Source organism: Ornithinimicrobium kibberense (assembly GCF_006519705.1).
Lineage (GTDB): Bacteria > Actinomycetota > Actinomycetes > Actinomycetales > Dermatophilaceae > Ornithinicoccus > Ornithinicoccus kibberensis.
The window spans coordinates 207,508-221,072 of sequence record NZ_VFXM01000001.1 but is presented as its reverse complement, the minus strand read 5'-3'; the positions used below and the strand labels follow the sequence as shown (position 1 = coordinate 221,072).

The 13,565-nt window shown below is 73.8% G+C and carries 12 protein-coding genes; 7 read left to right on the top strand and 5 right to left on the bottom strand.

Going from position 1 to position 13,565, the window contains the following annotated elements:
* Positions 1-47 precede the first annotated feature (47 nt).
* Complete coding sequence (locus FJR00_RS01045) at positions 48-266, top strand: hypothetical protein (RefSeq protein WP_141337067.1); 219 nt, start codon at positions 48-50, stop codon at positions 264-266.
* Between the two features lie 45 nt (positions 267-311).
* On the opposite strand, the gene FJR00_RS01040 is transcribed toward FJR00_RS01045, so the two are convergent.
* Complete coding sequence (locus tag FJR00_RS01040) at positions 312-1,877, bottom strand: aspartate:alanine exchanger family transporter (RefSeq protein WP_141337066.1); 1,566 nt, start codon at positions 1,875-1,877, stop codon at positions 312-314.
* A 41-nt stretch (positions 1,878-1,918) separates the two neighbouring features.
* The gene (locus FJR00_RS01035) at positions 1,919-2,479 is read right to left on the bottom strand and encodes a hypothetical protein (protein WP_141337065.1); all 561 of its coding nucleotides are present in this window, start codon (positions 2,477-2,479) and stop codon (positions 1,919-1,921) included.
* Positions 2,480-2,725: 246 nt separating this feature from the next.
* Between FJR00_RS01035 and dnaK the strand changes: the two genes are divergently transcribed.
* The 4 genes from dnaK to FJR00_RS01015 all read left to right on the top strand — a co-directional run bounded on the left by dnaK (position 2,726) and on the right by FJR00_RS01015 (position 6,921).
* Positions 2,726-4,624 (top strand): molecular chaperone DnaK, encoded by a 1,899-nt coding sequence (gene dnaK, locus FJR00_RS01030; RefSeq protein WP_141337064.1) that lies wholly within the window; start codon positions 2,726-2,728, stop codon positions 4,622-4,624.
* The gene (locus FJR00_RS01025; protein ID WP_075958135.1) at positions 4,621-5,298 is read left to right on the top strand and encodes a nucleotide exchange factor GrpE; all 678 of its coding nucleotides are present in this window, start codon (positions 4,621-4,623) and stop codon (positions 5,296-5,298) included. The genes dnaK and FJR00_RS01025 overlap by 4 nt, the downstream gene beginning before the upstream one ends.
* Before the next feature lie 109 nt (positions 5,299-5,407).
* Complete coding sequence (locus tag FJR00_RS01020; RefSeq protein WP_141337063.1) at positions 5,408-6,478, top strand: DnaJ C-terminal domain-containing protein; 1,071 nt, start codon at positions 5,408-5,410, stop codon at positions 6,476-6,478.
* Positions 6,478-6,921, top strand: coding sequence for a heat shock protein transcriptional repressor HspR (locus FJR00_RS01015; RefSeq protein WP_141337154.1), 444 nt, complete (start codon positions 6,478-6,480; stop codon positions 6,919-6,921). The genes FJR00_RS01020 and FJR00_RS01015 overlap by 1 nt, the downstream gene beginning before the upstream one ends.
* A gap of 78 nt (positions 6,922-6,999) precedes the next feature.
* On the opposite strand, the gene FJR00_RS01010 is transcribed toward FJR00_RS01015, so the two are convergent.
* A complete protein-coding gene (locus tag FJR00_RS01010; RefSeq protein WP_141337062.1) occupies positions 7,000-7,824 on the bottom strand; it encodes an ABC transporter permease in 825 nt (274 codons plus the stop codon).
* 101 nt (positions 7,825-7,925) lie between these two features.
* Positions 7,926-8,828: an ABC transporter ATP-binding protein gene (locus FJR00_RS01005; protein WP_141337061.1), complete on the bottom strand. Its 903-nt coding sequence runs from the start codon at positions 8,826-8,828 to the stop codon at positions 7,926-7,928.
* 164 nt (positions 8,829-8,992) lie between these two features.
* On the opposite strand from FJR00_RS01005, the gene FJR00_RS01000 reads away from it, so the two are divergent.
* Together FJR00_RS01000 and FJR00_RS00995 are read left to right on the top strand one after the other, a co-directional pair.
* Positions 8,993-10,288, top strand: a complete 1,296-nt coding sequence (locus FJR00_RS01000; RefSeq protein ID WP_141337060.1) for a sensor histidine kinase — start codon at positions 8,993-8,995, stop codon at positions 10,286-10,288.
* On the top strand, positions 10,285-10,962 hold the full coding sequence (locus tag FJR00_RS00995) for a response regulator transcription factor (RefSeq protein ID WP_075958133.1): 678 nt from the start codon (positions 10,285-10,287) through the stop codon (positions 10,960-10,962). Before FJR00_RS01000 ends, FJR00_RS00995 begins: the two co-directional genes overlap by 4 nt.
* Before the next feature lie 98 nt (positions 10,963-11,060).
* Here FJR00_RS00995 and FJR00_RS00990 read toward each other — a convergent pair whose 3' ends face one another.
* Positions 11,061-13,541: an AAA family ATPase gene (locus FJR00_RS00990; protein ID WP_202876561.1), complete on the bottom strand. Its 2,481-nt coding sequence runs from the start codon at positions 13,539-13,541 to the stop codon at positions 11,061-11,063.
* Between the last annotated feature and the right edge of the window lie 24 nt (positions 13,542-13,565).

Here is a 13,565-nt window from a genome sequence, read left to right as displayed (position 1 = left end):
GCCTCACCGCGACGGTCGTCCGCGTCCGCGGGTGCATACTGGAGGAGATGTCAACCACGCCCGCACGTCGACGCCACCCCGCCACCAGCCCCTTCCGGCGGGAGCCCGCGCCGGCCGTCCCCGAGTTCCACCGGGACGACCGGGTCACGCACGACTCCCACGGCATGGGTCGCGTCGTGGGGGTCGAGACCGACGCGGTCCGCGTCGACTTCGGCACCTGCACCATGCGGATCCTCAGCCCCTACTCCAAGCTGGCCAAGCTCTGAGGTCCCCGGCCGCGCGCCGCCGACGCCCACCGGCCCGGCCCGGTCTCAGGCCACGATCACCTGCACGAGCAGGATCTTGAGGATCAGCCCCAGCGCGAACAGGGCGGCGTAGCCGGCCTCCACCCGTTCGTCGGTGACCCGGCCCTTGGCGTAGGCCAGGATGGCCGGCTGCCCGACGAACCCGGCGAGCCCGCCCGCCGCGCGCTCGGTGCTGACGCCGGCGAGCCGGGCGACCCCGACGAAGAGCACGCCGGAGACGAGGGTGATGACGGTCGCCGCCGCGACCACCTGAAGCCCCGTCCAGGTGAGGGCCTGGGCCGCGAACGCCTGGCCGGAGACGAGGCCGGTGGCCCCGAGGAAGAGCAGGAGCCCCAGCTGGCGGATCGTGAGGTTGGCGGCCAGCGGCACGCCCCACACGAGCGGACCGGTGCGCTCGAGGCGGCCCAGCACGATGCCGACGACGAGCGGCCCGGCGGCCGAGCCGAGCGCGAAGTCCAGCCCGCCGGGCAGGGGGAGGGTCACCAGCCCCAGGGCGAGCCCGGCTGCCAGGCCGACCCCCAGGGTGAGGGCGTCGACCTCGCTCACGCTGCGCTCGGAGTCGCCGAACAGGCCGGAGACCTCCCCCAGCCGCCCCCGCGGGACGATGACGCGCACCCGGTCGCCGAGCTCGAGGACGAAGTCCTCGGAGGCCAGCAGGTCCAGGTCGCCGCGGCGGACCCGGGTGACGACCCCGTCGAACCGGCCCGGGACGTCCAGCTCCCCGACGGTGCGTCCGGCGACCCGGGGGTCGGAGACGACGAAGCGGCGGTGGTCCACGTCCCTGCGGTCGTGGGCCAGGTGCTCGTCGACCCGCCGTCCCAGGTGGTCCCGGGCGCGGGCGACCGCCTGCTCCGGTCCGACCATGACGACCCGGTCACCGACCTCGAGCCGCTCGCCGGGCTTCACGACGCGGGTGGCACCCTCGCGGGCGAGGTAGGACAGCCGCAGCTCGCCCTCCCGCAGCCCCGGGACGTCGGCCAGCAGCGAGGGCCGCTCCACCTCCACGGAGATGTCGACCAGACCCTGCCCGGCGACCGGGTCGGGGTCGCGCCGGGCCGTCCAGGGCCGGGCCAGGAGGGCGGCCACCAGCAGGATGGTGACGACGACGCCCACGGGGTAGGCCAGCGAGTAGCCGACGGCCGGCTCCTGGCCGCCGGTGCGGTCGATGGCGGTCGCCAGGGCGGGCGTCGAGGTGAGCGCACCGGCGAAGGTCCCGGCCGTCAGCGCGGGGGCCAGCCCGAGGACGCCGCCCAGGAGCATGGCGACCCCGGTCATGGCGGCGAGCACCAGGCCCGCGCCGCCCATGAGGGGCAGCTGACGTCGCAGGTCGCGGAAGAAGGTGTTGCCGGCGGTGAGGCCGACGGTGTAGACGAACAGCGCCAGGCCCAGGGTCTGGAGCAGTCCGAGCCCCTCTCCGAGGCGGGGGTCGAGGGCACCGACGCCCAGGCCCACGAACAGGGCGCCGGCCGGGCCGAAGCGCAGCGGGCCGAACGGAATCGCACCGACGAGCGTGCCCAGGGCGACGACCAGCATCATCGTCAGCAGCGGCGTCGAGGCCAGCACGTCCACCATGGGCGGAGTCTCTCACCCGGGCCTCGCCCGCCCCTCCCTGTTCAGGCGCCGGTCCCCCCGAGCTTGTCCAGGAGGGTGCCCAGCCCGTCGCGGGCGGCCTGCTCGGCGGCCCGGACCCGCTCCTGTGCCAGGTGCGCGGCCTCGACCGCGGCGGCGGCCCGCTGCTCGGCCTCCCGGAGCGCGTCGAGGCCCTCCTGGGCCTCCCGCAGGGCCGCGTCCCGGTCGGAGTGGAAGCGGTCCACCTCGGCGGCGGCCAGCTCCACCGACCGGTCCAGCAGGAACCGGTAGGAGACCCTGACCTTCTTGCCGGTCGTCTTGCGGCGCAGGGCGTCGACCTCCTCGGCGACGGACTGCCGCATGAAGACCAGCGGGTCGGAGGTGTACTCCTCCTCGGCCGCCTGCAGCTCGGCGCGTTCCCGCCGCTGCGTGGCCTCGGCCAGCTCGCGCTCGGCGTCCCGGACCGCGGCCGAGGCGGCGTCGCGGGAGGCCGCGAAGCGGGTCTCCAGCACGTAGACCAGCTGCTCTGGCTCCCCGGGAGCCAGCCGGTCCGGGGCCGGGGTCGCCGGACCCCCAGACCCCTGCCCCTGGACCTGCTCAGACATCCCCGTGCACCTCGTTCATCCGCACCACCCTCTCACCACCGCGGCCGCTGGCGGAAAAGCAGGACGCGCGGCACCGCCGGGGAATGAACGCCGGGCTGTCATGGTTGAGCCAGGTGAACTCAACTTCAGTGAGTGCCGGTTTGACAGGACGACGGCCGGTTCTCCAAGGTTGAGTGCAGACGTGTCAAGCCACGTCGCGGCGCCCGTCCCGGGCGCGGCGGCACGACATACCAAGGAGAGCAACGCATGGGACGTGCAGTCGGCATCGACCTCGGCACCACCAACTCGGCGGTCGCCGTCCTCACCGGCGGGGAGCCGGAGATCATCGCCAACGCGGAGGGCGGTCGCACGACCCCGTCCGTGGTCAGCTTCGCCAAGAACGGCGAGGTCCTCGTGGGTGAGGTCGCCAAGCGGCAGGCCGTGACCAACGTGGACCGCACCATCCGCTCCGTCAAGCGCCATATGGGCACCGACTGGAGCACCACGGTGGACGACAAGAAGTACACCGCCCAGGAGATCAGCGCCCGGATCCTCATGAAGCTCAAGCGGGACGCCGAGGCCTACCTGGGCGAGGAGGTGACCGACGCGGTCGTCACCGTCCCGGCCTACTTCGACGACGCCGAGCGGCAGGCCACCAAGGACGCCGGTGAGGTCGCCGGCCTCAACGTCCTGCGCATCGTCAACGAGCCGACCGCCGCCGCCCTGGCCTACGGGCTGGACAAGGGCAAGGAGGACGAGCTCATCCTCGTCTTCGACCTCGGTGGCGGCACCTTCGACGTGTCCCTGCTCGAGGTGGGCAAGGACGCCGAGGACGGCTTCGCGACCATCCAGGTCAAGGCCACCCACGGCGACAACAAGCTCGGTGGTGACGACTGGGACCAGCGCATCATCGACCACCTGGTCACCACGGTGAAGAACCAGTCCGGCGTGGACCTGTCCAAGGACAAGATCGCCCTCCAGCGGCTCAAGGACGCCGCCGAGCAGGCCAAGAAGGAGCTGTCGTCCTCGACCAGCACCACGCTGAACCTGCAGTACCTGTCGATGGGCGAGAACGGTCCGATCCACCTGGACGAGACCCTCACCCGCGCCCAGTTCGAGCAGATGACCTCCGACCTGCTGGAGCGCACCAAGGCTCCTTTCGAGCAGGTCATCAAGGACGCCGGGATCTCGGTCAGCGAGATCGACCACGTCGTCCTCGTCGGCGGCTCCACCCGGATGCCGGCCGTGGCCGAGCTGGTCACCAAGATGACCGGCGGCAAGGAGCCCAACAAGGGCGTCAACCCGGACGAGGTCGTCGCCGTCGGCGCGGCCCTGCAGGCCGGCGTCCTCAAGGGTGAGCGCAAGGACGTGCTGCTCATCGACGTCACCCCGCTGAGCCTGGGCATCGAGACCCAGGGCGGCATCATGACCCGCCTCATCGAGCGCAACACGGCGATCCCGACCAAGCGCAGCGAGGTCTTCACCACGGCCAGCGACAACCAGCCGTCGGTGGGGATCCAGGTCTACCAGGGCGAGCGGGAGATCGCGCAGCACAACAAGCTGCTCGGCAACTTCGAGCTGACCGGCATCGCCCCGGCCCCCCGCGGCGTGCCCCAGATCGAGGTCACCTTCGACATCGACGCCAACGGCATCGTGCACGTGTCCGCCAAGGACCGCGGCACGGGCAAGGAGCAGTCGATGACGATCTCCGGCGGCAGCGCGCTGCCCAAGGAGGAGATCGAGCGGATGGTCAAGGACGCCGAGGCGCACGCCGAGGAGGACAAGAAGCGGCGCGAGGAGACCGAGACCCGCAACACCGCCGAGCAGCTGGTCTACTCGACCGAGAAGTTCCTCGCGGACTCCGGCGAGCAGGTGCCGGCCGACGCGCGCGGCCCGGTCGACAGCGCCCTGACGGACCTCAAGGACGCCCTCAAGCCCGAGTCCGGCGCCTCGATCGAGGACATCAAGGCCAAGATGGACACCCTGTCCACCGAGTCCCAGAAGATGGGGTCGGCGATGTACGCCCAGCAGCCCGGTGCCGAGGGCGCCGGGGCGGGGGCCGGGTTCGCCGACGCCACCGGCGCGGCCGACGTGGACAGCAGCGGCTCCGGCGACGACGGCGACGTCGTCGACGCCGAGGTCGTGGACGACGAGGAGACCAAGTGACCGACCACCCCGACACCCCGGACACCCCTCCCGAGGAGGAGGTCCAGGACGGTCGCGGTCCGGTGATCCGGGACAAGCGCCGGATCGACCCCGAGACGGGTATGCCGCGCGCCACGGCCGGGGAGGGCGCCCAGTCCTCCCCGGCCGGGGCGGGGGCCGCCGAGGAGGACGCGGAGGCTGCGGCTGACGCGCCCGCCGACGGTCCGTCGGCCGACGCCGGGCAGGCGGACCACCCGGACACCGCCCTGGCCGCCGAGCGGCTCGAGGAGATGCGCCGGATGCAGGCCGAGTTCGTCAACTTCCGCAACCGCACCCAGCGGGAGCGGGAGGGCGACCGCGACCGTGCCGTCGCCGCGGTGGTGGAGGCCATGCTGCCCGTCATGGACGACATCCACTCCGCGCGCGAGCACGGCGACCTCGTCGAGGGCCCGTTCGCCGCGATCGCGGAGAAGCTGGAGAGCACGCTGGCCCGCTTCGGCGTGGAGCGGGTCGGGGAGGTCGGCGAGGAGTTCGACCCGACCGTCCACGAGGCCCTCATGCACCTGCCCGCCGAGCAGGCGGACCTGCCCGAGGGAGCCAGCGGCATGACGATCGTCCAGGTCGTCCAGCCCGGGTTCAGGGTCAACGAGCTCGTCGTCCGCGCGGCCCGGGTGGCCGTGGCGGACGCGGGCTGACCCGACCCACGCCATACCTCCTCCCGGCCGGTCCCCCGGACCGGCCGGGGCCGGGGGACCAGCACGACGACAGCAGCAGCCGGGACGACGAAGGAGGAGGTGAGGACCGGTGGTGAGCCAGGACTGGATGGACAAGGACTTCTACGCGATCCTCGGCGTGCCCAAGGACGTCGACGAGAAGACCCTCAAGAAGACCTACCGCAAGCTCGCCCGCGAGTGGCATCCGGACGCCAAGCCCGGTGACGCGGCGGCGGAGCAGCGCTTCAAGGACATCGGCGAGGCCTACGCAGTCCTCTCCGACCCCGAGCAGCGCAAGCAGTACGACGCGATCCGCGCCATGGGCGGAGGCGCCCGGTTCACCGCTGGCGGTCCCGGCGGTGCCGGTGGCGCCGGTGGCTTCGAGGACGTCTTCGCCCAGATGTTCGGCGGCGGTGGCGGCGGCGCGCAGAACGTGCGCTTCAGCACCTCCGGCGGCCCCGGCGCGGGCGGCATCGACCTCGAGGACCTGCTCGGCGCCTTCGGCGGTGCCGGCGGGTTCGGCGGCCAGGGCTTCCCCGGCGGCGGCCACGGCCGTGCCGGTGGCGGCGGCTTCCCGGGCGGGGGCTACCCCGGCGGTGGTCGCACGGTCCGCGGCCAGGACGTCGAGGCCCGCACGACGATCGACTTCCGGGCGGCGGCGACCGGCGACACGATCTCGCTCAGCAAGCCCGACGGCGGCCGCATTACCACCCGCATCCCGGCCGGCGTCAAGGACGGCCAGCGGATCCGGCTGCGCGGCAAGGGGATGCCCGCGCCGGTCCAGGGCGCCGAGCCCGGAGACCTCATCCTCCACGTCTCCGTCGAGCCGCACCCCGTCTTCGGCCGGGACGGCAACGACCTGACCGTCGACCTGCCGGTGACCTTCGCCGAGGCGGCCCTGGGCGCCACCGTCGAGGTGCCGACCCTGGAGGGCGGCCCGGTCAAGGTCCGGATCGCCCCGGGCACCCCCTCCGGCCGGGTGCTGCGCGTCAAGGGCCGCGGCATCAAGGCCAAGGGCGGCACCGGCGACCTCAGGGCCAAGGTCCAGGTCGTCGTGCCCCAGCGGCTCTCCGACGAGGCCCGCGAGGCCGTGGAGACCCTCCGGGCCGAGGAGTCCGGCACCGACCCGCGCGCCGACCTGATGAGGCGCGCCCAGGGGTGATGGTCGTGGATCGTGACACTCCCGTCTACGTGATCTCGGTGGCCGCCGAGCTCGCCGGGATGCACGCCCAGACCCTGCGCCAGTACGACCGGCTCGGCCTGGTCGTCCCCTCCCGCACCCGCGGCGGCGGCCGCCGCTACTCCGCGCGCGACGTCGACCGGCTCCGGGAGGTGCAGCGGCTCTCGGCCGAGGGGGTGGGACTGGCCGGCATCCGCCGGGTCCTGGACCTGGAGAACGAGGTCGAGGACCTGCGCTCGCGGGTGGCCCGGCTCACCGCCGAGAACCACGCCCTGCGCGAGGCGGTCGGCCAGCTTCCCCGCGTCTTCGCCGCCGGGCGGCACGGCGAGGTGGTGGCCCTGCGGGCCGGCACCCGCCCGCGGCAGACGTCGCCGGGCACCTCGCTGACCCTGTGGCGCCCGCAGGGCTGGCCCTTCGCGGACTGAGGCGTAGCCGGCCCCGCACACCCTGTCCGGGTGTGCGGGGCCAGCGGTCGGTGCGGCGCACCTCGACCGACCGTGTTCCTAGGCGACCTGCTTGCGGGCCACCCGCCGGAAGCCCAGGACCAGGGGAAGCAGGATCCACAGGGCGCTGGTGGTCCCCACCTGGGCCCACTGCTCGCCGGTGAGCACCTCGTCTCCCAGGAGCGGAGCCTGCGCGGACGTCATGTCCAACCAGGCTGCGTTCTCCCGCAACCACGAGGTGGCCATGAACACCAACGGCGACAGGGCGGGCACGAGCACATAGGCGACGATGCCCAGGGGGACGCTGAGGAGGAGGGCGCCGAAGGCGACTCCCGTCAGGACGCCCAGCAGCTGGATCACCACGAGGTGCCCGAGCAGGGTCCAGCCGATCGACAGGTCGACCTGCCCGTCGACCGACGCCATCGAGGCGACGTGGGCGAGGATGGCGGCCAGGATCGACAGGGCGAGCACCGCCATGCCGAGCAGGACAGCTGCTGCCGTCTTGGCCGCCATCACCCGGAGTCGCCTCGGTTCCTGGGTGAACGTGATGAGCGCGGTCCGCTGGCTCCACTCGTTGGCGGCGGTCATGATGCCCAGGACCGGGATGAGGACGGCCTGGGGGATGCTCGCGGCGACGAGCAGGCCGAGGATGCCGCTGCCCGTGTCCCGGCCGATCCAGAGGGGGACGGCCATGGCGACCCCGGTGAGGGCGAGGATGGCGATCAGCATCCAACGCCCGGAACGGGTGTCGACGAGCTTGCGCAGCTCGGTCCCCAGCAGGCGACGAAAGGAGACGCCTCGGGCGTCGTCGATGTCGGGGAATGCCGTCTTCTCCGCGGTCGGGCGGGGGCGCGTGGCCCGGGGTCGGTCGGTCGTGGTCGTCATCAGGTCCTCCTGGGTGGCTGAGAAGGTGCGGTGGGGTGGGTCGGTGGTCCCCTCTCCGGTCAGGTCCGTCCGGGGCGTCAGGGATGTCGGGGCGGGGCTGCTCACGCTGCCCCCTCGGTGACGGCCTCCCGGGCGTCGTCGGCGGTGAGCTGGATGAACATGTCCTCCAGCCCGGTCCCGCTGCGGTGCAGCTCGGTGACGAGCAGGTGCTCGGCCAGGGCCACCTGGGCGACCTGCTCGGCGGTGGCGGTGGTGACCAGCTCGGTCGCCCGTGGCGTGGCCTCGAAGCCGGCCCTGCGCAGGGCCTCGGCCAGCTGTGTGCGGTCGGGGGAGCCCACGACCGTGCCGTTGTCGCGCAGCAGCTCCTCCCTGGTCCCCTGTGCGACGATGCGGCCGCGGCCGATCATCACCAGGTCCTGGGCGATCTGCTCGACCTCGTGCAGGAGGTGGGAGCTGAGGAGAACGGTGCCGCCGTCGGCGGCGTACTCGCGCAGCAGGCCCCGCATCCAGCGGATGCCGGCGGGATCCAGCCCATTGGCAGGTTCGTCGAGGATGAGGACCTGGGGGTCGGCGATGAGGGCACCGGCGAGACCCAGGCGTTGCCGCATGCCGAGGGAGTAGTTGCCGACCCGACGTCCGGCCTCGCGTGGGGTCAGGCCGACCCGCTCGAGCGCGGCGCCCACCGAGCTTCGCGGCATCCCGGCCATCGTCGCGGCCAGGGTCAGGGTCTCCCGACCGGTGCGGCCGGCGTGCTGGGCGGTGGCGTCGAGCATGACACCGACGTGGCGGGTGGGGGTGGGCAGCGAGCGGTAGTCACGGCCGAGGACCAGGGCCGTCCCGGCCGTCGGGGTGGTCAGGCCGACCATCATCCGCATAGCGGTGGACTTGCCGGCGCCGTTGGGGCCGAGGAAGCCGGTGACCCGCCCTGGCCGGGCGGTGAAGGTGATGTCGTCGACGGCGGTGAAGGAGCCGTAGCGCTTGGTCAGGTTCTCGATCGTGATCATGGCTCCAGCCTCGGTCGCGGCAGGGGGCACCTGCATCGGTCGTTCGTCGGGACCGGAGCCGACCATCGGCTCCGGGCGGGGTCGGGCGACCCAGACTTTGGGAGGGGGTAGTACCGCCGGTGGACGGAGGACGGACCTGTCCCAGGAGATCTAGAGTCGGCCCCATGCCCCACGCTCCTGCACCGTCGGCCCCGACCTGGGTGGTGGCGGACACCCGGACGGTCTCCGACGGCGGACCGCCGGACCTCCCGTCGAGGGGGGCGGCCGACCGGCTCTCGCCGTGGCAGCACGGGTGGCGCCTGGTGCTGGTCTGGGTGCTCGGTCTGGGGGTGTGGTTGTTCGTCGGGACGGTGGCCACCGACGGGTGGCGGTCGGACGTCGACGGTCCGGGTGCGGTGGAGGGGCTGCTCCTCCTCGACCTGGCCGTGGGTCACCTGGCTCTGTTCGTCGTGGCGTTCCGGCGCCGATGGCCGGTCGGGGTGGCCCTGGTGACCGGGCTGCTGTGCCTGTTCTCCGCGATGGCGGCACCGGTCTCCCTGCTGGCCCTGGTCTCGCTGGCCACACGACGACGCTGGCCAGCGCTGGTGCTCGTCACCGTGGTGAACCTGCTGGTCGACACCTTCTACGAGCTGGTGGTCTCACCGGTCCTGGGCCTGTCCGACGACGCGGTCCTGACCAACCTCGGCTTCGCGGTGCTCGTCTACGCGATCTGTGTACTCGTGGGGTGGAACATCGGATCCCGGCGCGAGCTCGTCCGCAGCTGGCGGGCCGAGGCCAGCACCGCCAACCGGGAGCAGGCCGCCCGGGTGGCGCAGGCGCAGCTGGCTGAGCGGGCCCGGATCGCCCGCGAGATGCACGACGTCCTGGCCCACCGCCTATCGCTCGTGGCGATGCACGCCGGTGCGCTGGCGCACCGCCCCGACCTGTCCGAGGACGAGAGGAAGGAGGCTGCCGAGGTCGTCCGGGCGGGGGCGCACCTGGCCCTCGACGAGCTGCGGGAGGTGCTGGGCGTGCTGCGTGCCGACGACCGGGACGAGGTGTCTCTCTCGCCCCAGCCGGGCCTGAGCGGTATACCCTCCCTGGTCGCCGAGGTGACCAGCAGCGGGCAGGAGGTGCACCTGCGGGCCGACCCTTCCCTGTGGCTCCGCTCGGTGTCGCTGCCGGGGAGCACCGGGCGGCACGCCTACCGGCTCGTGCAGGAGGCGCTGACCAACGCCCGTCGCCACGCGGCGCTAGCGGCGACGACGGTCGAGCTGGACGGCCGCCCCGGAGGAGGGTTGAGCATCCAGGTGAGCAACCCGGTCCCCGGGCGGGTGTTCGCCTCCGGGGACGGCCGCGGACTGGCAGGGATGAAGGAACGGGTCCAGCTCGCCGGTGGTCGGTTCGGGGCGGGGCAGGAGGGTGAGCGGTTCGTCGTGCGGGCGTGGTTGCCGTGGCCGGAGCAGGTGGAACCGGCATGACGAGCGGCGCCCGGCCACGGGTGGTCCTGGTCGACGATGACCCGTTGGTGCGCGCCGGCCTGCGGATGATGCTCGGCGGGCCCGACGGCGTGGACGTCGTCGCCGAGGGGGACGACGGCGACCGGGCCGTCGAGCTGGTCGGGCGCCACCGCCCGGACGTGGTCCTCATGGACATCCGGATGGAGCGCACGGACGGGCTGACCGCCACCCGCGAGGTGCTGCGGTCGTGGCCGGAGGCCAAGGTGCTGGTCCTGACGACCTTCGACGCCGACGACCATGTGCTGGAGGCGCTGCGCGCCGGAGCCAGGGGGTTCGTCCTCAAGGACACCCCGCCGGCCCGTCTGGTGGCCGCGGTCCACGAGGTCGCCGGCGGTGACCATGCCCTCTCGCCCTCGGTGGCGGCGCTGCTCGTCCGTCAGGTGGCGGGGGCCGGGGATGCCGGGAGCGCGTCGCGGGACCGGGGGGCCACTGCGCGCGCCGAGCTGGGCCGGCTCACCGAGCGGGAGCTGGAGGTCGCCAGGGCGGTCGCCCGGGGCGGCTCCAACGCGGACGTCTCGCGTGAGCTGTACATGGGCGTCCCCACCGTCAAGGCGCACGTGTCGAGCATCCTCGCCAAGCTGGGCATGGCCAACCGGGTGCAGATCGCCCTCCTCGTCCACGACGCCGAGCACTGAGCCCTGCCATGCCGACCTCGACTCTGTCGAGGACGGTGTGATCGAGGACGGCCGGGCCGGGTCTCGCGGTGGCCCCGGGGTGCACCGGTCCTCCGTCGTCAGGACCGGGCGGGTTCTCCCGCCCCGATCACGCGTCCCCCCTCGTCCCCGGCCCCCGGTCCGAGCTCGACGACGTGGTCGGCGGTGGCCACCGCGGCCGGGTCGTGCTCGGCCAGCACGACCGTGTGGCCCGCGTCCACGAGCGCGTGGAGCTGGGCCAGCAGGCGGTGCACGTCGGCCGGGTGCAGCCCGGACGTGGGCTCGTCCATGACGTAGAGCGTCGGCGCCCGCCGCTCCTTCTGCAGCTCGGTCGCCAGCTTGATCCGCTGCGCCTCGCCGCCGGAGAGCTCGGTGGCCGGCTGGCCCAGCGCGAGGTAGCCCAGGCCGAGCGCCTCCAGCGCGGCCAGCGCGCGTCGGGCCGGGGGGAGGTCCGCGAGCACGACCAGGGCCTCGGACACGGTGAGCCGCAGCAGGTCCGCCACCGTGAGGAGCCGCCCGTCCGGCGCCGGCCACCGCACCTGGAGGGTCTGCGGCCCGAACCGGTCGCCCCCGCAGTCCGGGCAGGTGGACCAGGTCCCGGGCAGGAAGAGCAGCTCGACCGACACCGACCCCTCGCCCTGGCAGGTCGGGCAGCGTCCGGCGGCGGTGTTGAAGCTGAACCGGCCCGCTCCGAAGCCGCGCTCGCGGGCCTCGTCGGTGGCGGCGTAGAGCCGGCGCACGTGGTCCCACAGGCCGGTGTAGGTCGCCAGCGTCGAGCGGGGGGAGCGGCCGATCGGGCGCTGGGTGATCCGCACGACCCGGGTGGGGATGCCGTCCCCGCTGCCCTCGACGCGTCCGGTGGCGGCCCCCTCGGGTGCCTCCTCCTCGTCGTCCCCCTCGGGCGCGGCCTCGTCCTCGACCCGGGCCAGCTCGGCCCCCACCACGTCGTGCACGGCGTCGAGCAGGCTCGTCTTGCCGGAGCCGGAGATGCCGGTGACGACGGTGAGGGCCCCCAGGGGCAGGTCGAGGTCGACGCCCCGGACGGTGTGCCGGGACAGACCGGTGAGGGACAGCCGGCCCGACCCGGGGCGCGGACCGCCCGCGGCCCGGACCTCCTCGACGTGCACCGGCCGGTCCAGGTAGTCGGCGGTGACCGACCCGGCGACGGTCCGCAGGCCCGGCAGCGGCCCGGACCACAGGACCCGGCCGCCCCCGGCCCCGGCGCCCGGGCCGACGTCGACGACCCAGTCGCACCGCTGCACCACGGCCATGTCGTGCTCGACGACCAGCACGGTGTTGCCGGCGGACACCAGCTCGCGGAGCAGGGCCAGGAGCCGTTCGGTGTCCTGGGGGTGCAGCCCCGCCGAGGGCTCGTCGAGGACGTACACCACCCCGAACAGCCCGGACCGCAGCGCGGTCGCCAGCCGCAGCCGCTGGAGCTCGCCCGAGCTGACCGTCGACACCGGGCGGCCGAGGGCGAGGTGGCCCAGGCCGAGGTCGGCCATGAGGCCGAGCCGGCCCACGAGGTCCTCCAGGAGCACCCGCTCGGCCTCCGTCGACGCCGTCCCGCCCTCGCCCGGCAGCTGCCCGAGCCGTGACCGCATCAGCGCCCGCAGGTCGGAGACGGCCGTGGCCGAGGCCTCGTCCACCGCCAGGCCGGCCCAGGTGACCGCCAGGGCGTCCGGCCGGAGCCGACGACCTCCGCAGACCTCGCACGGCCGGGTCTCCACGGACCGGAGGGCCCGGTGCCGTTGGGTCGCCGACCGCGTCTCGGCCAGGGTGCGCAGCACGTAGCGGGACGCGGAGGAGAAGGTGCCCTGGTAGGGCCGCTGGATGCGCTCCGGGTCGCGCGTCGGCACCACGGTGACGACGGGCTGCTCGTCGGTGAACAGGATCCAGTCCCGGGTCTCCCGCGGCAGGTCGCGCCACGGGAGGTCGACGTCGTGCCCCAGCGTGGCCACGATGTCGCGGTAGTTCTTGCCCAGCCACGCCCCCGGCCACGCCGCGACCGCCCCCTCGGCGATGGAGAGCGAGGGGTCGGGCACCATCGAGGCCTCGGTGGGCACGTGGCGCACGCCCAGCCCGCCGCACCCCGGGCAGGCACCGACGGCGGTGTTGGTGGAGAAGTGGTCGGAGTCCATCGGGTCCACGCCGTCCGGATAGGTCCCGCACCGCGACCACAGCATCCGCAGGGTGCTGCCCGCGGTGGTGACGGTGCCGACCGTGGAGCGCGACGACATTCCCCCGCCCCGGCCCTGCTCCAGCGCCACCGTCGGCGGCAGCCCGCGCACGTCCCGCACCTGCGGGTCGACCGCGGCGTGGATGAGCCGGCGGGCGAAGGGGGCCACCGAGTCGAGGTAGCGGCGCTGCGCCTCCCCGTGGACGGTGCCGAACGCGAGGCTGGACTTGCCGGACCCGGACACGCCGGTCACCGCGACGAGGGCGTCCCGGGGCAGGTCGACGTCGACGTCGCGCAGGTTGTGCAGCCGGGCACCGCGGACCTGGATCTGGGCGGCCGGTCCGGGGATGCCCGGGTCCGACGCGCGGGTGCTGGGAGCCACCCGGACAGACTAGGGCGGCGCACG